Raw genomic sequence first — 19,617 nt, forward strand, 5'->3', positions numbered from 1 at the left:
CTACTTTGGGTTGTCGGTTTGTGCTGTGTCCGTCACTTTAAAACGCAGCACGCCGATCACCTGGCCGTCCTCCGTCAACACTTGGACTTGCCAGCGCCCTACCGCTTCGGGCGGGAAGTTCTGCTTGTGGGTCCAGGCGCGGTAGCCCTCCTTGCGTCCGCCGTGGATGTCCAGGGCGATGCGGTCGACCTCTTTGCCGTTGAATTTCCACACGTGGTAGATGCGCTCATCCAGCCCGCGCGGCGCGTTGATTGCGGTGTAGGCATAGAGCCCGCCGCTGCGCAGTTGGGCGGCGCTGACTTCCTTGAGGTCGTCACCCGGCGTGCGGTCTTGCAGTTGGGTGCTGATCGCGACTTCGGTCATCCACAAGGTGGCCGGCGGTACCCAACTGCGCAGGAACCAGCCCGCGCAACCAATGGCGGCCGTTACCCCCAGCAGCATCGCCCAGCCCTTGAGGCTGCGCAGCGGCAGGCTCACCGCCAGGCTTGGAATCGACAAGGCCATGGCGACGCCGAGGGCGAGTTTGTAACTTTCGGCGGTGGTCAGGTGCAGGATGATCGGCAGCGCAGTGAGCAGCGCGGCGAACAGGGTCAGGGTGTGCAACGCGAGGAACAACGAACGCTTGGGCGCCAGCCATTTGTAGTACAGCGGGTCGACGATCGAAACCAGCGCGGCCGCGCCGAGCAGGCCGGTGAACACCGATTGGCCGCTGTTCCAGGCGGTGGTGACGAAAAAGAACGGCAGCACGAAGAACAGACTTTCCTGGTGAATCATCTGGGTCGCGTAGCGCAGCAGGGGTTCGGGTATTTCGCGCTTGAAGACTTTGGTGAACAGCTGGGTAAAGCTGTTTTCCAGCATCAGCCACAGCCAGCTCACCAGCATGATCACCGCGATCCAACTGGCCATGCCCTGCTGGCGATCCACCAGGATGAAGCTGCATACACCCGAGATAAAACCGCCGAGTGCAATCACCCCTGGGTAGCGCTTCATCAGTTCGAGGACGCGGGTGATTAAGCGGGTCAGGTTTTGCATTCGGCGGTTCGCAGTCTTTGTAGGAAAAAATCCCAGACAGAATAACGTCTTAGGCCAGGGTTCGGTGCCTCATTACGCGATCCGTTTGCGATAACGGCGCACGCCGATCAACGCAATGGCGATCAGCCCGAGGACGCCGGCGCCGATCCAGTTGAGCATGTCGTAGCTCAGCAGTGGTTTCTCGATGCGCCAGTAACCCGGTTGCTTGAGCAACTCGCGCATGGCCTGGCTGGTCTGCTCCAGGCTCACGGCCTTGATGCGTTTGACCGGGTCGCTGAAGTGGCCGTTGTCGTAATCGCCCGAGGCGCTCCAATAATAGTCGGCCAGCGCGCTGTTGCCCTGCACGGCCCAGGCCTGGCGGGCGATGGCGGCCTGTTTGAGGCGCGCGAATACCGTTGGGTCAAGGCCGTCCTTGAGCAGTTGCGCCTTGAGGTCTTGCAGCACCTGCTCGGCTTCGGGGAGGTTGTCCCGCTCGAGGTCGGCATTCAGGCTGAGGAAGCCAACGCCGCCGAGCACTTCGCGCTCGCTCCAGGGGCCGTAGGACAACCCATGCTTGAGGCGCAGTTGGCGGTACAGCGCCCAATCCAGGTAATCCTTGAGCAGGTCGTAGGTTTCATCATGCTGGTCGTCCAGCACCGGCTCGGGGAACAGCCAGTGCAGTTTGGCACTGTCACCCACCCAGCCGTGGATCAGGTCGCGGTGGCTGGCGGCGGCGTGCTGGATCTGCGGCAGCGCCGGGTGCTCGCTGGGTTCGATCGGGTCGAGTTGACCGTAGGTGCGCTCCAGGTAGGCCGGCAGCAGTTTGTCGAGGTCGCCGACGATGATCAGGGTCATGTTGTTGGGGGCGTACCAATTTTTGCGCAGCGTCTCCAGCTGGTCACGGGTCAGGTGATCGACCTCGGCACGCTCGGCGCATTTGAGCCCCAGCTCGATGGCCAGTTGATTGCTGGCGGTGTGACCCAGGTCCTGGCGGTCGAGCAGGCGTTGCAGGTGGGAGTAATGACCGCCGTCTTCGCGCTCGACGACCTGTTTGGCCGCGTTGATATTGGCGTCGGTCAACTGGGTGCGGGTGATGATCGCCAGCAGCAGGTCGAGCACCTTGCGCTGGTTTTGCGCGGGTGCCTCGATCACAAAGGTCGTATCGGCGTTGCTGGTGTAGGCGTTCCACTCGCCACCCAGGGCTTGCATGCGGTCTTCCAGCTCGCCTTCGCCGCCGCCGTCGATACCGCTGAACAGCAAGTGCTCGAGCAGGTGCGGCAGTTCCTTGTCCTCGCAACCGAAGTCGTCCAGGCCGACGCCGACCACCAGGCGAATCGCCACATGGCCGCGCTCGGTGCCCGGTTTAAGCAGCAATTGCAGGCCGTTGGGCAAGGTGTAGCCCTCAACCTGCAAGCGGTCAAAGGCAAGGACGTGGGCAGAACCCATGAGCAGGCAAGCGAACAACAGGCGACGCATAACAAGCTTCCTGGCGAGTGAGGTCAGCTTTAACTGACTTCACGGGCCATCGTACGTTCAGGGCGAATGTGTGATGTCGGCAATATCTTCGGCGGAGAGTGCGCCGGTGTCGGACGTTTCCAAGACTACATAAGCACTGCTGCAAAACAACGAGTTCAAGCGTTTCATGTCGGCAATCAGCTCCAGGTGCAGGGAACTGGTCTCCAGGCTCTGCACGATCTTGCGTTGCAGGCGACTGACGTGGGCGTGGGCCAGGCGGCGTTCCTGGGCGCGAAAGCGGCGCTTTTCGCGCAGCAGTTGGCGGGCGCTTTCCGGGTCGGCACTGAGGAACACCGACAAGCCCAGGCGCAGGTTGGCGATCAATTGGCTGTGCAGGCCGGTGAGTTCTTCCAGGCCCACTTCGGAAAACTGGCGGCGTTGGGAGGTTTTCTGCTGCTGGACTTTACGCAGCATGCGTTCGATCAGGTCGCCGGCCAGTTTCAGGTTGATCGACAGCTCGATGATTTCGGCCCAGCGCCGACTGTCTTGCTCGCTGAGGTCTTCGCGGGGCATTTGCGCCAGGTAGAGTTTGATCGCGCTGTAGAGTGCCTCGACATCATCGCTGAGGCTGCGTATTTCCTGGGTAATGGCTGTCTGTTTGCCGCGCAGCACTTCCTGCATGGCGGTGAGCATGTTGTCGATCAGATCACCCAGGCGCAGGGTTTCGCGCGCGGCGTTGGCCAGGGCCAGGCTCGGTGTGGTCAGGGCCGTGGGGTCCAGGTGGCGCGGTTTGGCCTTGCCGTTGACCTCGTCCCGCTCCGGCAGCAACCAGGCGCACAGCCTGGCCATGGGGCCGATGGTGGGCAGCAGGATCAGGCAACGGCTGACGTTGTAGAGCAGGTGGAAGGTGATGACCATGCCTTGGGCGCTGTAGTCCAGGCCGTCCATCCACAGCACCAGCGGGTCGAGCACCGGGATAATCAGCAGCAGGCCGATCAGTTTGTACAGCAGGCTGCCCAAGGCGACCTGGCGACCGGCGGCGTTCTGCATGCTGGTGCTGAGAAAGGCCAGCACGCCACTGCCGATGTTGGCGCCGATTACCAGGCCGATGGCCACGTGCAAGCCGATCACCCCGGCGCCGGCCAGGGTGGCGGTCAGCAGGACAGCGGCGAGGCTGGAGTAGGAAATCATCGCGAACAGGGCGCCGACCAGGGCATCGAGCAAAATATCGCCGGTCAGCGAGGCGAACAGCACTTTCACGCCCTGGGCGTGGGTAATCGGCCCGGCGGCTTCGACGATTAACTGCAGCGCGAGGATGATCAGCCCGAGGCCGATCCCGACCCGGCCCAACTGCCCGGCCCGCGTCTGTTTGCGCGACAGGAAGAAAATCACCCCGAGAAAGATCAGCAGCGGCGACAGCCAGGACAGGTCGAAGGTCAGCACCCGCGCCATCAGCGCGGTACCGACGTCGGCGCCGAGCATGGTCGCCAGGGCGGGCACCAGCCCCATCAGGCCCTGGCCGACAAAGGAGGTCACCAGCATTGCCGTGGCGTTGCTGCTCTGCACCATGGCAGTCACCAGGATGCCGGCGACAAATGCCAGCCAGCGCTTGGACATGTTCTGCCCGATGACTTGACGCAGGTTGGAACCGTAGACCCGCAGAATGCCGGTACGGACGATGTGCGTGCCCCAGATAAGCAGGGTCACGGCGGAAAGCAGATTGAGCAAGGTCAGCATGCTCGGCCCCCCGTGTGGGTGTGCGCCATTTGGCGCAAATGAGAATTGCCGCGTGCCGTTCTACGTCTTGTAGTTAAGCTGTAGTTGGCGAATGGGCTCGGCGCCAGCATCGCATAGCTAAAGTGGGGATTGAAACAAAACTGTCATGAAATCAGCTTTTTATGCATGAAAAAAAGGGGCTTATAAAAGCCCCTTTTTTGTCTGGCTCGGGTTTATTGACCCGGAATATCCTTGCGCAGTTTCACAGGGTCCTGCTGTTTCTTCTTTTTCGCGATGGCGGTGCGCATCTTGATGTTCACCGCTTCCACCGCCAGCGAGAATGCCATGGCGAAGTAGACGTAGCCTTTTGGCACGTGCACGTCGAAGGATTCGGCGATCAGTACGGTACCCACCACCAGCAGGAACGACAGCGCCAGCATCTTCAGCGACGGGTGCTTGTCGATGAAGTCGCTGATGGTGCCGGCGGCCAGCATCATCACCAATACGGCAACAATGATCGCGGCAACCATGACCGGCACATGGGAGACCATGCCCACGGCGGTGATCACCGAGTCCAGGGAGAAGACGATGTCGATGATTGCGATCTGGATGATGGTGTAGATGAACTTGCCACCGGCGCCCTTGGGTTCGTCGTGGGTTTCGTCTTCACCTTCCAGGGCGTGGTACATCTCCTGGGAGCTTTTCCACAGCAGGAACAGGCCACCGAAGAACAGGATCAGGTCGCGGCCGGAAATGCCTTGGCCGAAGACCACGAACAGGTCGTCGGTCAGGCGCATGACCCAGGTGATCGACAGCAGCAACAGGATTCGCGTGACCATGGCCAATGCCAGGCCGAAGATCCGGGTGCGTGCCTGCATATGCTTGGGCATGCGGCTGACCAGGATCGAAATCATGATGATGTTATCGATGCCCAGGACGATCTCGAGGGCCGTCAGGGTGAAGAAGGCAATCCAGATTTCCGGATTGGTCAGCCATTCCATGTGTATTCCTTTGAGCAAGTGTTAAACCGCGCAAGCTGCAGCGCCGCGCGGTGAGTGAGTCGGTACGATTATAGAGTGCTGAACAGCGGAAAAATCCCCATCAGCAATGCGGCGAACATTATGCACAGGCATACCAGTACTGCCCACTTCAGGGTGAAGCGCTGGTGATCGCCAAATTCGATACCGGCCAGGGCCACCAACAGGTAGGTCGACGGTACCAGCGGGCTGAGCAAGTGCACGGGCTGGCCAACAATCGAGGCGCGGGCCATTTCCACTGCGGTGATGCCGTAATGGCTGGCGGCTTCGGCGAGTACTGGCAGTACGCCATAGTAGAACGCATCGTTGGACATGAAGAAGGTGAACGGCATGCTCACCAGTGCGGTGATCACCGCCAGGTAAGGGCCCATGGCTTCCGGAATGACGGCCAGCAGGCTCTTGGACATGGCATCGACCATGCCGGTGCCCGACAGGATGCCGGTGAAGATCCCTGCGGCGAAGATCAACCCGACCACCGCCAATACGCTGCCGGCGTGGGCGGCGACGCGGTCTTTCTGCTGTTGCAGGCACGGGTAGTTGACGATCATCGCGATACTGAATGCCACCATGAACAGCACCGGCAGCGGCAACAGGCCGGCGATCAGGGTGCACATCAGGGCCAGGGTCAGGGCACCGTTGAACCAGATCAGCTTCGGACGACGGGCGTCCGGGTATTGCGACACGCTGATCTCGCTGTGGTCGATCTCGTCGCCTTGCAGGTGCAGTTCACCCAGGCGCGCCCGTTCGCGCTTGCCGTACATGTAGGCAATCACCAGGATCGCGACCACACCGGCGGCCATCGCCGGGATCATCGGTACGAAAATATCCGAGGGGTCCACGTGCAGCGCACTGGCGGCGCGGGCGGTCGGGCCGCCCCAGGGGGTCATGTTCATCACGCCACCGGCGAGGATGATCAGGCCGGCCATGATCCGCGGGCTCATGCCGATGCGCTGGTACAGCGGCAGCATGGCGGCCACGCAAATCATGTAGGTGGTGGCGCCGTCACCGTCGAGGGACACCACCAGGGCCAGTACGGCGGTGCCGACCGACACCTTCAGCGGGTCGCCCTTGACCATCTTGAGGATCTTGCGCACAGCCGGGTCGAACAGGCCGGAGTCGATCATCAGGGCAAAATAGAGGATGGCGAACATCAGCATCACGCCGGTGGGCGCGAGCTTGGTAATGCCTTCGAGCATCATCGGGCCGATCTTCGGTGCGAAACCGCCGAACAGCGCGAACAGGATAGGCACGATGATCAGGGCGATCAGCGCGGACAGGCGCTTGGTCATGATCAGGAACATGAACGTGATGACCATGGCAAAGCCAAGGAAAGTCAGCATAGGAATACTCCAGGCGTAGCGCGGCTAGGGAATGGCGAACCGGGGTGGGGTCAGCGCAGAACGAAGGGCACGAGGCGTACGGGTGGAGTTGGGGCGAACAGGCGGGTACGGACGGACATCGGGGATCACCATTGTTGTTGTGTACAGCCGGTCTGTTGCCGGCAGTTGGGGGCGATCCTAGACGCGTTAGCTTTCAGCCAGCTTTCGTTGGCAAAACAGTTGGTGGTGGGAAGATGTACGGTCTTCAGGTGTACACATTTCAAATGTGGGAGGGGGCTTGCTCCCACATTGGAATGTGTTTATCCCGTGTACTTCAGGGCAGCTCGAGGCCGCCCGCTGCTTTGTGCAGTTTGCGCAGGTGTTCACCCACCTGCTTGAGGTTGGCTTCACACGCAGCAATTTCGGCCGCGCGGGACGGATCCAGCAGCGCCCTCACCTCTTTATCCAGCTCGCCGGTGAGCGATTGCAGCTGCTTCTGGCGCTCGGCGCTTTCCGATTCCAGGCGCTTGGCTTCCGATGGTTGCGGCAGGCCATAGCCACCGCTGCCCAGCAGTTCTGCGGGACGGCTGAGGAAGCCACTGTTGGCGAGGATCTGCTGCAGTGTGGCGTTGGCTTTCTCCATGCCGCCGTTTTTCAGCTCGCGTGCACCGAGGTAGCGTTGCTTGACTTCGTCCTGGGCCAGCATCAGCTGTTTGCGAAAGCTCGCCTGTTCCAGCAGCAGCAGTGCGGCGCTGGTGCGCAGGTCGGCCTGGTCGAACCACTGGCGGCGCTCTTCGGCGCTGAGGGACAGCCAGTCTTCAACCTGGGTCTGTTTGATCGGCAGGTGTTTGCGCAGCACGTCGAACATTGCCTGGTAGCGTTCGCGGAAGGAGTCGAAGTGATACCCCAGGCGCATGGCCTCGCGTTTGTCGTTGAGTACGCTGGTATCCGCCAGGCCGCGGGCTTGCAGCACTTCCAGCAGGCCATTAGGCGTGATGTTATCCAGGCCGGTCAGCTGCGGGTTGGCGCTGCCGCTGCGCAGCAGTTTCAGGCTTTCGACCGCGCAATTGTTGGACAGGAAGTAATAGTTGCCGTCATAGCTCCAGTGCATTTCAGCGGCGTGCTCGACGGTGTCGTTGATCTCCTGGCGCGACAGTTTCAGCGGCACGGACGCCAGGCCGCGCAGTTCGGTCTTGGTGTATTCGTCGATCACCTGGGCCAGCGGCAACACGAACAGCCGTGACGGGTACTTGCCCACCAGGCCGTCCCAGCTGGACAGCTGTACATCGCCGACGAAGGCGCGGTAGGACAGCACCAGGTGCTGGTCCAGGTCGAGCCGGCAGTCCGGCCCACGGGGGCGGCCCGGCGCGCAGATCACCAGGCGCAACATACTGTGGCCCCAGCGGCTGACCAGGTTCTGGTTGGCTTCGGCCAGCAGGTAGTCGATTTCGTAGACCCGCTCCGGGTCGACGTGGCCCAGGGGTGTCTTGGCGAAATCGTTGCCGGCGTTGAGGAACGCGTAGGTCTTGGCGCAGGTGTCTTGTTCCGGTGGGGCCCAGCCGAAGTGTTCCTTGTAATAGCGGAACAGCGCGGGGCGCCGGCAGGCATAGCTTGGGTCGAGGAGGAAGTACTCCATATTGACCGCTACGAATTCCAGCGGGCTGGTGGTTTCGTAGATATCCGGGCTGCGCGCGACCTGACGGTTGTGTTGTTCGCGCTCACCGCGACGGCCGACATATTGCGGCCAGCCCGCCAGGTCCAGCAGGCGCGGGTCATCGCTGAGGGTGAAGCGTCGGTCATTCTGGCCACGGCATTGATCGGGCAGGCCGATCAGGCCGGTGATGTTGTTCTGGCGGCTGCAACGCTGGATCAGCGCGCGTTCGTCCTTGGGCCACAGGCGCGCACGGTCATAGATGTGGGTCAGTTCATGCAGCACGGTGGCGAGCATTTCCCGGCGCACGGTGCCGTGGGGGCGATTGGTTTTTTGCGTGGCGGCGCTGCCGTCGGTCAGGCTGTCGAGCAGGTTGCGGTTGAGGTCCAACTCGGACACCAGGGAGGCCTGGCCGTAGGCATTTTCGGGCATCTTGTCGGTCCAGCCGACATCGATGCGCCGGTCCAACTGCTCGACGAAGCGCGGTGGCAGCGAGCGCATCGCCTCGTCGAGCAATGCCTGGCTGGCCTGCTGTTCGGTCGGGCTCAAGCCATCTGTCTTGAGCCGCAGTTGCAGGCTGGCCTGGGCTGCGCTGGCACACAGCAGCACAGTCCCGGCCAGGAGCCAGGCGACAAGGCGCCTCACAGAGCGAGGATAGCTTCGGCGAGGGTCTGGTCGCTGGCATCGCGCGCTTCCGGCAGGCGGGTGCGCAGGGTGTCGAAGGCGGCTTCCAACTGTGCGCCGCGGATCTCGCCGTTGGTGGCGACGAAACTGGCCGCGTCATCGTGGGCTTCGCGCACGACTTTGGAGTCGCGGATGGAGGTGGTGGTGTCCGAAGTGAAATCAATGGTGCGGCCAGAGGCGCGAACAATGATGTTACTGGTGGCCACCAGGGTATGTGCCTGGGCAACGTCGGCCAACAACAGCAGGCCAAGGGTGGCGGCGATCAGCGGGCTACGCATGGAATGACTCCGAAATACAAAGATGATTATTGGACGAGAATTGCCTGCGCCAGTTCAAGGTCGCTGGCGTTAAGTTTTGGTTGGGTACGGCGCAGGTAATCCAGCGCGGATTCCAGCCGTGCACCCCGCCATTGGCCGTCAGTGGCGATAAACGCAGCGGCATCAGCCTGGGCCGCCACGACTACTTTCCGGTCGAAAGGCGCTGAGCTCACCTTGCTGGTGGCGTACGCACTCGCGACGGTACCTTGGATGGTCAGGTCAAAGGCCGAAGCCAATGGCGACCAGCTGGCACACAAACACACAGGGACTATTAGCAGGCGGTATGAAAAAGCCATGGGACTCGACAACTGAAAGCGAGCGCCAAGGCTAGCGTAATGCCCGAGCGAGAGCCAGTGCGTCGGCATCGGGGAGCGACGGGCGCTCCCTTTGTCAGCCCACTCAAATAGCCAGGATGGCTTGGGCCAGTTGTGCGTCAGTCGCGGTGTTCAGTTGCGGCGCGTGTTGGCGGATCTGGGCCAGGGCGCTTTCCAGCTTCACCCCACGAATGGCGCCTTCGCTTGCGACGAAGCTGGCTGCGTCGTCACGAGCGGCGCGCACGACCTTGTTATCCCGCAGTGACGAAGTGGCATCGGAGGTGGCGTCGGAAGTAGCCTTCAGTGCGCCGACGATGGAGTCGGTGGTCACGATGAAGCTGGTTGCGCTGGCGTTGGTGGCCAGGGCCAGCAGGGCAGCAGCACTCAGCAGGCGAATACGGGACATGGGGTGACTCCTGTAGGTGAACGAATAAGGTGGCGCAGGGCAGCCATTGGGGATCAGACGCCTGTTCTAAACGGTTCGCCACGTTGTGCATGGATATTAAGCCGCTGTTTATCCGTTCGGAAAGCTTCTTGACTGCCTAGTCTCGCCAGAACGGCTTGGACAGCTCGGCCATTCGGTCTCCCGGGCTGATGCCGACATCGGAGAGTTCTCGAAGATCGAGTTGCGCCAGTTGGCGGCGTTCGTAGGCGTGGCGGAGCCATTTGGCCAGCGTGGAAGCTGTCCTGTGTAACAGCCGTTTATAGAGAGAGGGTTGGGTGTCCATGGTGAGCGCCTTCCGTGAGGTCCTGGAACACCATGGTGGGCGAGTTGCTTTGACCGTTACAGATACACCAATACTTAATTGTACTGCTTAACTGTTATATTTTTTGAACTGTACTGGTTGAGATGAATGGCTTCTGTTTGGCCTGGAACAAGGCTGGCCCCGAAACAACAAAGCCCGCCTCCGGTCTCCCGGGGCGGGCTTTGTTTTGACAAATCAGTGCTGGCTGTGGACCCGGTGGGTCAGGGCCAGCGGGCGTCAATTAACGCCAGAACGGCTTGCTCAGCTCTTCGTAGCGTTGAGCTTCGCTGATACCGGCATCAGCCAGCAGACGCGAATCCAGACGAGCCAGTTGATGGCGGCTGGAGATGCGGCGCTGCCACAACATCAGGTTGGCGAGAACGCGCAAAGGCAGGGAAGCCTGGGTGTTTACAGCTTTTTCTTCGAAGAACAGTTCGGAACTGAGTGTACGTTCCATGATGACATCCTTCCGCTTGTGGCGGTATTAGGTAGTGGTTTAACTGATGCCAATGATCCTCTTCCGGCGCAAGACTCTCTAGATACAGTTCACCTGTATTGTGAGGGGCCAGTTAACTGTTTATAGGCGCTGTACTGTACGGAAATGGGGCAACTGTACCTGTCTGCACTGAAATGGTGCGAAATAGGCATTTTATGATGTGGGTGTGGGAATTTTCGGTAGGAAATGACCGGTACAGCAGTACAGTTTTTTCAAGAATCGAGGGTTGTGGCATCGAGCTGACGAAACTGTGTTTGCGTCAGCTCGAATCTGTATCAATCAAGCCTTGAGCATATGCCCGGTTTCTTCCAGGTTAATGTGCCAACTCAGTGCTTCGCGCAGGATGTGTGGCGTGTGTCCGCCGATGGCGCAGGCTGTGTTGAAGTAACTGTTCAGCGCATCGCGGTATGCCGGGTGCACACAGTTGTCGATGATCACCCGGGCCCGCTCCCGCGGCGCCAGGCCCCGCAAGTCGGCGAGGCCTATTTCGGTGACCAGGATATCGACGTCATGCTCAGTGTGGTCCACATGGCTGACCATCGGCACCACGCTGGAAATCGCGCCGCCCTTGGCAATCGACTTGGTGACGAAGATCGCCAGGTGCGCGTTGCGCGCAAAGTCGCCGGAACCGCCGATGCCGTTCATCATCCGCGTACCGCAGATGTGGGTGGAGTTGACGTTGCCGTAGATGTCGAACTCCAGCGCCGTGTTGATGCCGATAATGCCCAGGCGCCGCACTACTTCAGGGTGATTGGAAATTTCCTGCGGGCGCAGCACCAGCTTGTCTTTGTAGTGCTCCAGGTTGCCGAACACGTCGGCATTGCGCCGCTCCGACAGGGTGATCGAGCTGCCCGAGGCAAAGCTCAGTTTGCCGGCGTCGATCAGGTCGAACGTCGAGTCCTGCAACACTTCCGAATACATGGTCAGGTCTTCGAACGGCGAATCGATCAGGCCGCACATCACTGCGTTGGCAATGTTGCCGATCCCGGCCTGCAGCGGGCCAAGCTTGTTGGTCATGCGCCCGGCGTCCACTTCCTGCTTGAGGAAGTTGATCAGGTGGTTGGCGATGCCCTGGGTGTCGCTGTCGGGTGGTGTCACGGTGGAGGCTGAGTCGGCCTGATTGGTGATCACGATGGCGACGATCTTCTCCGGCGGGATCGGGATCGCGGTGCTGCCGATGCGGTCGTCGACCTTTACCAGCGGGATCGGCGTACGGGTTGGCCGGTAGGTCGGGATATAGATGTCGTGCAGCCCTTCCAGATTCGGGTTGTGTGCCAGGTTGATCTCGACGATCACTTGCTTGGCGAAAATCGCGAAGCTGGCGGAGTTACCCACGGACGTGGTGGGCACGATATGGCCTTGTTCGGTGATCGCAACGGCCTCGATGACGGCAATGTCCGGCAGCTTGAGCTGGTTGTTGCGCAGTTGCTCGACGGTTTCCGACAGGTGCTGATCGATAAACATCACTTCGCCGGCGTTGATCGCCTTGCGCAACGTGCTATCGACCTGGAACGGCATGCGTCGGGACAGCACGCCGGCTTCGGTCAATTGCTTGTCCAGGTCGTTACCCAGGCTGGCGCCGGTCATCAGGGTGATTTTCAGCGGGGACGTCTTGGCGCGTTCGGCCAGGGCGTGGGGGACGGCCTTGGCTTCACCGGCACGGGTGAAGCCGCTCATGCCGACGGTCATGCCGTCCTCGATCAGTGCGGCGGCGTCTGCCGCGCTCATGACCTTGTTCAACAACGAAGGCAAGCGGATACGATCACGGTACATGAATTGTTATCTCAGGCTACGGAAGCAAGGTGGGCAGTGTAGTGATTTCAAAAAGTTTCGGCCCGCTACCATGGTCGAATGCGGGGCAGCGATTTAGAGCCTTTGGTCGGGTTTCATGGGGTAATAAAAAACCCCAGCCTACTAGAGGCCAGGGTTTCGGGTATTGCTCTGGCGCAGTGTTACTCGACGGCCTTGACCATATCTTCGATGACCTTCTTGGCATCACCGAAGACCATCATGGTCTTGTCCAGGTAGAACAGTTCGTTATCCAGCCCGGCGTAACCACTGGCCATCGAACGCTTGTTGACGATGATGGTCTTGGCCTTGAACGCCTCCAGGATCGGCATGCCGGCAATCGGCGAGTTGGGGTCGTTCTTGGCGGCCGGGTTGACCACGTCGTTCGCGCCCAGCACCAGCACCACGTCAGCCTGGCCGAATTCGGAGTTGATATCCTCCATCTCGAACACCTGGTCGTAAGGCACTTCCGCCTCGGCCAGCAGGACGTTCATATGCCCAGGCATACGGCCGGCCACCGGGTGGATCGCGTATTTCACGGTCACGCCACGGTGCGTCAGCTTTTCGGTCAGTTCCTTCAGGGCATGCTGTGCCCGTGCCACTGCCAGGCCATAGCCTGGAACGATGATCACGGTGTCGGCGTTGGTCAGCAGGAAGGTGGCGTCGTCGGCCGAACCGGACTTCACCGGGCGTGCTTCTTTAGAACCCGCTGCAGCACCGGCATCCGGCGCATTGCCGAAACCGCCGAGCAGTACATTAAAGAAGGAGCGGTTCATCGCCTTGCACATGATGTACGACAGGATCGCACCGCTTGAACCCACCAGCGAACCGGCAATGATCAGCATCGAGTTGTTCAGCGAGAAGCCGATGCCCGCCGCGGCCCAGCCGGAGTAGCTGTTGAGCATCGACACAACAACCGGCATATCGGCGCCGCCAATCGGGATGATGATCAGCACGCCGAGCACGAACGCCAATGCCAGCATCAGCGCAAAGGCGGTGAGGTTGCCGGTGAACATGAACGCCAGGCCCAGGCCCAGGGTTGCGAGGCCGAGCACCAGGTTGATCTTGTGCTGGCCGCCAAACTGTACCGGTGCGCCTTGGAACAGGCGGAACTTGTACTTGCCCGACAGCTTGCCGAACGCGATCACCGAACCGGAGAAGGTAATCGCCCCGATGGCCGCGCCGAGGAACAGCTCCAGGCGGTTGCCCGCCGGGATCGCATCGCCCAGGTGTTTGACGATGCCCAGGGACTGCGGCTCGACCACGGCGGCAATCGCGATAAACACCGCGGCCAGGCCGATCATGCTGTGCATGAAGGCGACCAGTTCGGGCATCTTGGTCATTTCTACGCGCTTGGCCATGATCGAGCCGGCGGTGCCGCCGACCAGCAGGCCGACGATCACGTAGCCGATACCGGCGGTGGCCAGCTCAGCGCCGAGCTTATAGATGAGGCCTACGGTCGTGAGTACCGCCAGCGCCATGCCGAGCATGCCGAACAGATTGCCGCGTCGCGACGTAGTGGGATGCGAAAGGCCTTTGAGGGCCTGGATAAAGCAGATCGACGCGATCAGGTACAGCGTCGTCACCAGATTCATGCTCATTACTTCGGCGCCTCTTCTTTTACTTTCGGGGCTTTCTTCTTGAACATCTCCAGCATCCTGCGAGTTACTAGGAAACCGCCGAACACGTTCACGGCCGCGAGGGCCACAGCCAGGGTGCCCATGGTCTTGCCCAGTGGCGTAACGGTCAGCGCTGCAGCGAGCATGGCGCCGACAATCACAATCGCTGAAATGGCGTTCGTCACTGCCATCAACGGTGTGTGCAGTGCGGGCGTTACGTTCCAGACCACGTGGTAACCGACATAAATCGCCAGCACAAAGATGATCAGGTTGTAGATACCGGGGGAGATAAGCTCTTCCATCGTCTGAATCCCTGCTTAGGCGTTTTTGCGGATGACTTGGCCGTCGCGGCACATGAGGCACGCGGCGACGATGTCGTCTTCGAGGTTGATTTCAAACTGCCCTTCCTTGTTGAAGACCAGTTTCAGGAAGTCCAGCAGGTTGCGCGCATACAAGGCCGACGCATCGGCGGCGACGGCGCCGGCGAGGTTGGTCGGGCCGCAGATGATTACGCCGTTCTCCACCACCACCTGGTCGGCGACGGTCAGCGGGCAATTGCCGCCCTGGGCGGCAGCGAGGTCGATGACCACCGAGCCGGGCTTCATCTGCGCGACGGTGTCGGCGCTGAGCAGCGTCGGCGCCTTGCGGCCGGGGATCAGGGCGGTGGTGATGACGATGTCGGCCTGCTTGGCGCGTTCGTGCACGGCCAGGGCCTGGCGTTGCATCCAGCTGCTGGGCATCGGGCGCGCGTAGCCGCCGACACCGACGGCGCATTCACGTTCTTCGTCGGTTTCGTAGGGGACGTCGACGAACTTGGCGCCAAGGGATTCGATCTGCTCTTTTACCGCAGGACGCACGTCGGATGCTTCGATCACCGCGCCCAGGCGTTTCGCCGTGGCGATGGCTTGAAGGCCTGCAACACCGGCGCCGAGGATCAGCACGCGCGCGGCTTTGACCGTACCGGCGGCGGTCATGAGCATCGGCATGAAGCGCGGGTAATGATGGGCGGCCAGCAACACGGCTTTATAGCCGGCGATGTTGGCCTGGGAAGACAGCACGTCGAGGCTCTGGGCCCGCGAGGTACGTGGCGCAGCTTCCAGCGCAAAGGCAGTGATGCCTTGCTCGGCCAGCTTGGCAATGGTTTCGTTGCTGAGCGGATTGAGCATGCCCACCAACGCGGTGCCGCTTTTGATCAGCGCCAGTTCGCTGTCGCTGGGGGCGACCACCTTGAGAATCAGCTCGGCGCCAAACGCATCGCCGGCACTGCCAATGGTCGCGCCTGCCGCTTCATAGGCACTGTCGACGATGCTGGCCTTGAGGCCTGCGCCGCTTTGAACAGTGACCTTATGGCCCTGGCCGATCAGCTTCTTGATGGTTTCCGGGGTGGCAGCCACCCGCGTTTCACCGGTCTGGGTTTCGAGAGGAACACCAATGTGCACGTCAAATCTCCTGCATGATCTTTTTGCTTTTGATCTTTTTGTAAAAAGGCCAGTGCACCGCGAGTGGCGCAGCTGGGGCGGCCGATCAGCACGATCCCGCTGAAATGACAGCGGGGCGCGGCATTTTGCAGGCGAACTTTACGGCCTTCAAGGGATTATGACGGGTGACGAAAAATTAACTACAAGTCACCCTGTGACTGATTGTCGCAACGGTCTGAAATAACCTCTTTAAATACAGGTGTTTAAAGGGCTTCAGCTGATTCGTGTGTTTTTTTCCATCGTTGATGTGAATAGTCGGGCATTGGCTGATAGGAGTCGCTACAAGCCACGAAAATCATGGCTTTAAGCCTTGTTTCAGGCTGACAGGTACAGTCTGCTTAAATGCGACATATACGTACATCTGTAGGCTTGTGATTTAGCTGACTACAAAGTCAGTATGTGAGGCTTGTCCTTTAAATGCTGGGGCTGTAGCGCTGCGATTGGTCTATCAACCAGTCTCTGAACGCATGCAGTGAGGCGGATTCGACTTTTCTGTCAGGAATCATCAGGTAATAAGCCTTCGAACTGGTCAGCGCCTGCGGGCTTGCGATCACCAGTCGATGCTCATCCAGTTCTCGCTGGATAAGGAATGGCGGGATCAGTGCAATACCCATGTCATGCATGGCGGCTTGAGACAACATCGAGAATAGCTCGTAACGTGGGCCTGTCATGTCGCGGGGCACGTTCAGTTGCTGGGCGTTGAACCATTGGCGCCAGGCGTAAGGGCGGGTGGTCTGCTGCAGCAATGGCAGTTCTGCAATCTCCTGGGGGGTGAATCGCTCAAGTTCGCCCAATAGTCGCGGGCTGCACACGGGGACAGGATTTTCTCCCATGAGCCTGTGGGATTCGGTGCCGGACCAATCTGCGTCGCCGAAGTAAATTGCTGCGTCGAATTCCGTATCCGCAAATAGAAAAGGACGCGTGCGGTTAGTCAGGTTTACCGTCACTTCTGGATGCTCTCGTTGAAAGTCCTTGAGGCGAGGGATCAACCATTGCGTACCAAACGTGGGTACTACGGCCAGCTCAATGGTGTTTGCGCCTTGCTGCCCCATGACGGACAGGGTATCGCGCTCCACGGCGTCCAGCTGGGTGGCCACGCGACGGCTGTATGAAAGTCCCGCCTCCGTCAGCTTTACCCCGCGCCGTGAGCGCCGAAACAGCTCGACACTTAAAAACTCTTCCAGGCTGGCGATCTGTCGGCAAATGGCGCCTTGGGTGATGGAAAGCTCATGCGCCGCCTTGGTAAAGCTCTCGTGGCGGGCTGCCGCTTCAAAACTGACAAGGGCGGTGGTGCTGGGAATTTTTCTGCGCATATACCTTGTCCTCACATAAAAAGTGCAGCTGCGCCGCTTGTAGGCGTTACGGAGTGATAAATTATCACAAGCCTATGCTAAAACCTCGTTTGCTCTCCCTGCCTGCCCGGCCTAGGCTCCATGCACGACTTCTGATTTTTCTTTGCGAGGACTTATTCATGGCTGGCAAGGCAAGCTTCAACTGGATCGATCCACTGCTGCTGGATCAACAGCTCACCGAAGAGGAGCGCATGGTGCGCGACAGTGCTGAGCAATTCGCCCAGGACAAGCTGGCGCCGCGTGTGCTCGAAGCCTTTCGCCATGAAAAGACCGACCCGGCGATTTTCCGTGAAATGGGTGAGACCGGTTTGCTGGGGGCGATGATTCCTGAGCAGTACGGGGGCAGTGGTTTGAGTTACGTCAGCTACGGCCTGATTGCGCGTGAGGTTGAGCGCGTCGACTCCGGTTATCGCTCGATGATGAGTGTGCAGTCGTCACTGGTGATGGTGCCTATCAATGAGTTCGGCACCGAAGCGCAAAAGCAGAAGTACTTGCCGAAATTGGCCTCTGGCGAATGGATTGGTTGTTTTGGTTTGACCGAGCCTGACCACGGTTCCGATCCTGGCGCGATGATCACTCGTGCGCGCAAAGTGGATGGCGGCTACAGCCTTACCGGCGCAAAAATGTGGATCACCAATAGCCCGATTGCGGACGTGTTTGTGGTGTGGGCCAAGGACGACGCTGGCGATATTCGTGGGTTTGTTCTGGAGAAAGGCTGGAAAGGCCTGAGTGCGCCGGCGATTCACGGCAAGGTCGGCCTGCGCGCCTCCATCACCGGTGAGATCGTGATGGATAACGTGTTTGTGCCGGAAGAGAACATTTTCCCGGATGTGCGCGGCTTGAAGGGCCCTTTTACCTGCCTCAACTCGGCGCGTTATGGCATCTCCTGGGGGGCTTTGGGTGCTGCCGAGTTCTGTTGGCACACCGCACGCCAGTACACCCTGGATCGCCATCAGTTCGGCCGTCCATTGGCAGCAACTCAATTGATTCAGAAGAAGCTGGCCGATATGCAGACCGAAATCACCCTGGCGCTGCAAGGCTGCCTGCGCCTGGGGCGTATGAAGGAAGAGGGAACGGCTGCGGTTGAAATCACATCGATCATGAAGCGCAACTCATGCGGCAAGTCCCTGGACATCGCACGTATGGCGCGGGACATGTTGGGTGGCAACGGTATCTCCGACGAGTTCGGGGTGGCGCGTCATCTGGTGAATCTTGAGGTGGTTAACACCTATGAGGGTACCCATGACGTGCACGCCCTGATTCTGGGGCGCGCGCAAACCGGTATTCAGGCGTTCTATTAATAGGAGAACGGCATGGGCGCGCTTTCGCATCTGCGGGTATTGGATTTATCGCGAGTGTTGGCAGGCCCCTGGTCCGGGCAGATCCTTGCGGACCTTGGGGCTGAGGTGATCAAGGTCGAGCGACCTGGTAGCGGTGACGATACGCGCGCCTGGGGGCCGCCCTTCCTTAAAGACGCTGATGGCGAGAACACGAGTGAGGCGGCGTACTACTTGTCGGCTAATCGCAACAAAGAGTCGGTGACGATCGACTTCACGCGGCCGGAGGGACAGCGGCTGGTGCGAGATCTGGCTGCCAAGTCCGACATCTTGATCGAGAACTTCAAGGTGGGTGGCCTGGCGGCGTATGGGCTGGACTACGATTCGCTCAAGAAGGTGAATCCGGAGTTGATCTACTGCTCGATCACTGGCTTCGGTCAGACGGGGCCGTATGCCGCTCGCGCGGGGTATGACTTCATGATCCAGGGGTTGGGTGGGCTGATGAGTCTTACCGGTCGGCCGGAAGGCGATGAGGGGGCCGGGCCGGTGAAGGTGGGGGTGGCGTTGACTGACATTCTCACTGGGCTCTACTCGACGGTGGCGATCCTTGCTGCGCTGGCGCATCGGGATCATGACGGTGGTGGGCAGCATATCGATATGGCATTGCTTGATGTGCAGGTGGCTTGTCTGGCTAACCAGGCGATGAACTACCTGGCCACGGGAGCGGCGCCAAAACGACTGGGTAATGCTCATCCGAATATCGTGCCTTATCAGGATTTTCCTACGGCCGATGGCGATTTCATACTGACCGTGGGTAATGACGGGCAATTTCGCAAGTTCGCCGAAGTGGCTGGGCAGCCGCAGTGGGCGGATGATCCGCGGTTCTCTACTAATAAGGTGCGGGTAGCCAACCGCGCTGAGCTGATTCCATTGATTCGCCAGGTTACGGTCTTCAAGACTACGGCTGAGTGGGTGTCACAACTGGAGCGGGTTGGTGTGCCTTGTGGGCCGATCAATGACCTAGCCCAGGTGTTTGCCGATCCTCAGGTAAAGGCACGAGGGCTGGCGATACAGCTGCCGCATGCGTTGGCGGGGATGGTGCCGCTGGTGGCCAGTCCGATTCGGTTATCCAAGACGCCTGTGGAGTACCGTACTGCGCCTCCTTTGTTGGGGCAGCATACGGCTCAGGTGCTGCAGGATGTGTTGGGGTTGGGCTCGGCGAATGTGAAGGCTTTAAAAGAAGCGGGAGTTATCTAGGGGCGCTCTTCTATATAGAGGGCGTTTTGGTGGTTTTTTAATCAACTTCGGCAAATTGATAGGAAAACTAAATTAAGTGTTGACGGCAGATCCTGGGAGT

General features: G+C 60.1%; 18 protein-coding genes. 2 read left to right on the top strand and 16 right to left on the bottom strand.

Features of this window, described 5'->3' with window-relative positions; genetic code table 11:
• The 16 genes from BLW22_RS30540 to BLW22_RS30615 all read right to left on the bottom strand — a co-directional run bounded on the left by BLW22_RS30540 (window position 1) and on the right by BLW22_RS30615 (window position 16,944).
• Window positions 1-1,032, bottom strand: a complete 1,032-nt coding sequence (locus tag BLW22_RS30540) for a DUF5924 family protein (RefSeq protein WP_065946472.1) — start codon at window positions 1,030-1,032, stop codon at window positions 1-3.
• A 72-nt stretch (window positions 1,033-1,104) separates the two neighbouring features.
• Window positions 1,105-2,487, bottom strand: coding sequence for a M16 family metallopeptidase (locus BLW22_RS30545; protein ID WP_065926871.1), 1,383 nt, complete (start codon window positions 2,485-2,487; stop codon window positions 1,105-1,107).
• A 57-nt stretch (window positions 2,488-2,544) separates the two neighbouring features.
• A complete protein-coding gene (locus tag BLW22_RS30550) occupies window positions 2,545-4,203 on the bottom strand; it encodes a Na/Pi cotransporter family protein (RefSeq protein WP_065926872.1) in 1,659 nt (552 codons plus the stop codon).
• 212 nt (window positions 4,204-4,415) lie between these two features.
• Window positions 4,416-5,183 carry a TerC family protein gene (locus tag BLW22_RS30555; RefSeq protein WP_027608010.1) on the bottom strand — a complete coding sequence of 256 codons (768 nt, stop codon included), beginning with the start codon at window positions 5,181-5,183 and terminating at the stop codon, window positions 4,416-4,418.
• A gap of 68 nt (window positions 5,184-5,251) precedes the next feature.
• Window positions 5,252-6,559 (bottom strand): CitMHS family transporter, encoded by a 1,308-nt coding sequence (locus BLW22_RS30560; protein ID WP_003170826.1) that lies wholly within the window; start codon window positions 6,557-6,559, stop codon window positions 5,252-5,254.
• 313 nt (window positions 6,560-6,872) lie between these two features.
• Complete coding sequence (locus BLW22_RS30565; protein ID WP_065926873.1) at window positions 6,873-8,834, bottom strand: DUF7844 domain-containing protein; 1,962 nt, start codon at window positions 8,832-8,834, stop codon at window positions 6,873-6,875.
• Entirely contained in the window at window positions 8,831-9,151 is a 321-nt protein-coding gene (locus BLW22_RS30570; RefSeq protein ID WP_027608008.1) for a DUF2388 domain-containing protein, read from the bottom strand. The genes BLW22_RS30565 and BLW22_RS30570 overlap by 4 nt, the downstream gene beginning before the upstream one ends.
• Window positions 9,152-9,177: 26 nt before the next feature.
• The gene (locus tag BLW22_RS30575) at window positions 9,178-9,486 is read right to left on the bottom strand and encodes a DUF2388 domain-containing protein (protein ID WP_065926888.1); all 309 of its coding nucleotides are present in this window, start codon (window positions 9,484-9,486) and stop codon (window positions 9,178-9,180) included.
• Between the two features lie 103 nt (window positions 9,487-9,589).
• Window positions 9,590-9,910, bottom strand: coding sequence for a DUF2388 domain-containing protein (locus BLW22_RS30580; protein WP_074848113.1), 321 nt, complete (start codon window positions 9,908-9,910; stop codon window positions 9,590-9,592).
• 136 nt (window positions 9,911-10,046) lie between these two features.
• Entirely contained in the window at window positions 10,047-10,232 is a 186-nt protein-coding gene (locus BLW22_RS30585; RefSeq protein ID WP_027608005.1) for a DUF1127 domain-containing protein, read from the bottom strand.
• A gap of 259 nt (window positions 10,233-10,491) precedes the next feature.
• Entirely contained in the window at window positions 10,492-10,707 is a 216-nt protein-coding gene (locus BLW22_RS30590; protein WP_003187413.1) for a DUF1127 domain-containing protein, read from the bottom strand.
• A 318-nt stretch (window positions 10,708-11,025) separates the two neighbouring features.
• On the bottom strand, window positions 11,026-12,519 hold the full coding sequence (locus tag BLW22_RS30595) for an acetyl-CoA hydrolase/transferase family protein (RefSeq protein ID WP_065926874.1): 1,494 nt from the start codon (window positions 12,517-12,519) through the stop codon (window positions 11,026-11,028).
• Between the two features lie 179 nt (window positions 12,520-12,698).
• Window positions 12,699-14,135: an NAD(P)(+) transhydrogenase (Re/Si-specific) subunit beta gene (locus BLW22_RS30600; RefSeq protein ID WP_027608003.1), complete on the bottom strand. Its 1,437-nt coding sequence runs from the start codon at window positions 14,133-14,135 to the stop codon at window positions 12,699-12,701.
• Window positions 14,135-14,455 carry an NAD(P) transhydrogenase subunit alpha part 2 gene (locus BLW22_RS30605; RefSeq protein WP_003187417.1) on the bottom strand — a complete coding sequence of 107 codons (321 nt, stop codon included), beginning with the start codon at window positions 14,453-14,455 and terminating at the stop codon, window positions 14,135-14,137. The genes BLW22_RS30600 and BLW22_RS30605 overlap by 1 nt, the downstream gene beginning before the upstream one ends.
• Window positions 14,456-14,470: 15 nt before the next feature.
• The gene (locus BLW22_RS30610) at window positions 14,471-15,592 is read right to left on the bottom strand and encodes a Re/Si-specific NAD(P)(+) transhydrogenase subunit alpha (RefSeq protein ID WP_074848115.1); all 1,122 of its coding nucleotides are present in this window, start codon (window positions 15,590-15,592) and stop codon (window positions 14,471-14,473) included.
• Window positions 15,593-16,044: 452 nt separating this feature from the next.
• A complete protein-coding gene (locus BLW22_RS30615; RefSeq protein ID WP_065926876.1) occupies window positions 16,045-16,944 on the bottom strand; it encodes a LysR family transcriptional regulator in 900 nt (299 codons plus the stop codon).
• Between the two features lie 158 nt (window positions 16,945-17,102).
• Between BLW22_RS30615 and BLW22_RS30620 the strand changes: the two genes are divergently transcribed.
• Both BLW22_RS30620 and BLW22_RS30625 read left to right on the top strand, forming a co-directional pair.
• Window positions 17,103-18,284, top strand: a complete 1,182-nt coding sequence (locus BLW22_RS30620) for an acyl-CoA dehydrogenase (protein ID WP_065946476.1) — start codon at window positions 17,103-17,105, stop codon at window positions 18,282-18,284.
• Window positions 18,285-18,296: 12 nt separating this feature from the next.
• Window positions 18,297-19,517, top strand: coding sequence for a CaiB/BaiF CoA transferase family protein (locus BLW22_RS30625; RefSeq protein ID WP_065926878.1), 1,221 nt, complete (start codon window positions 18,297-18,299; stop codon window positions 19,515-19,517).
• Window positions 19,518-19,617 lie beyond the last annotated feature (100 nt).

Origin of the sequence: Pseudomonas marginalis, from assembly GCF_900105325.1 — a bacterium.
Lineage (GTDB): Bacteria > Pseudomonadota > Gammaproteobacteria > Pseudomonadales > Pseudomonadaceae > Aquipseudomonas > Aquipseudomonas marginalis.

What these genes read in the sequence shown, in the direction of transcription:
- BLW22_RS30540 (WP_065946472.1), bottom strand. Translation starts at nt 1,032, where the DNA reads ATGCAAAACCTGACCCGCTTAATCACCCGCGTCCTCGAACTGATGAAG.
- BLW22_RS30570 (WP_027608008.1), bottom strand. Translation starts at nt 9,151, where the DNA reads ATGCGTAGCCCGCTGATCGCCGCCACCCTTGGCCTGCTGTTGTTGGCC.
- BLW22_RS30625 (WP_065926878.1), top strand. Translation starts at nt 18,297, where the DNA reads ATGGGCGCGCTTTCGCATCTGCGGGTATTGGATTTATCGCGAGTGTTG.
- BLW22_RS30605 (WP_003187417.1), bottom strand. Translation starts at nt 14,455, where the DNA reads ATGGAAGAGCTTATCTCCCCCGGTATCTACAACCTGATCATCTTTGTG.
- BLW22_RS30545 (WP_065926871.1), bottom strand. Translation starts at nt 2,487, where the DNA reads ATGCGTCGCCTGTTGTTCGCTTGCCTGCTCATGGGTTCTGCCCACGTC.
- BLW22_RS30575 (WP_065926888.1), bottom strand. Translation starts at nt 9,486, where the DNA reads ATGGCTTTTTCATACCGCCTGCTAATAGTCCCTGTGTGTTTGTGTGCC.
- BLW22_RS30585 (WP_027608005.1), bottom strand. Translation starts at nt 10,232, where the DNA reads ATGGACACCCAACCCTCTCTCTATAAACGGCTGTTACACAGGACAGCT.
- BLW22_RS30580 (WP_074848113.1), bottom strand. Translation starts at nt 9,910, where the DNA reads ATGTCCCGTATTCGCCTGCTGAGTGCTGCTGCCCTGCTGGCCCTGGCC.
- BLW22_RS30550 (WP_065926872.1), bottom strand. Translation starts at nt 4,203, where the DNA reads ATGCTGACCTTGCTCAATCTGCTTTCCGCCGTGACCCTGCTTATCTGG.
- BLW22_RS30600 (WP_027608003.1), bottom strand. Translation starts at nt 14,135, where the DNA reads ATGAGCATGAATCTGGTGACGACGCTGTACCTGATCGCGTCGATCTGC.
- BLW22_RS30555 (WP_027608010.1), bottom strand. Translation starts at nt 5,183, where the DNA reads ATGGAATGGCTGACCAATCCGGAAATCTGGATTGCCTTCTTCACCCTG.
- BLW22_RS30590 (WP_003187413.1), bottom strand. Translation starts at nt 10,707, where the DNA reads ATGGAACGTACACTCAGTTCCGAACTGTTCTTCGAAGAAAAAGCTGTA.
- BLW22_RS30595 (WP_065926874.1), bottom strand. Translation starts at nt 12,519, where the DNA reads ATGTACCGTGATCGTATCCGCTTGCCTTCGTTGTTGAACAAGGTCATG.
- BLW22_RS30620 (WP_065946476.1), top strand. Translation starts at nt 17,103, where the DNA reads ATGGCTGGCAAGGCAAGCTTCAACTGGATCGATCCACTGCTGCTGGAT.
- BLW22_RS30615 (WP_065926876.1), bottom strand. Translation starts at nt 16,944, where the DNA reads ATGCGCAGAAAAATTCCCAGCACCACCGCCCTTGTCAGTTTTGAAGCG.
- BLW22_RS30560 (WP_003170826.1), bottom strand. Translation starts at nt 6,559, where the DNA reads ATGCTGACTTTCCTTGGCTTTGCCATGGTCATCACGTTCATGTTCCTG.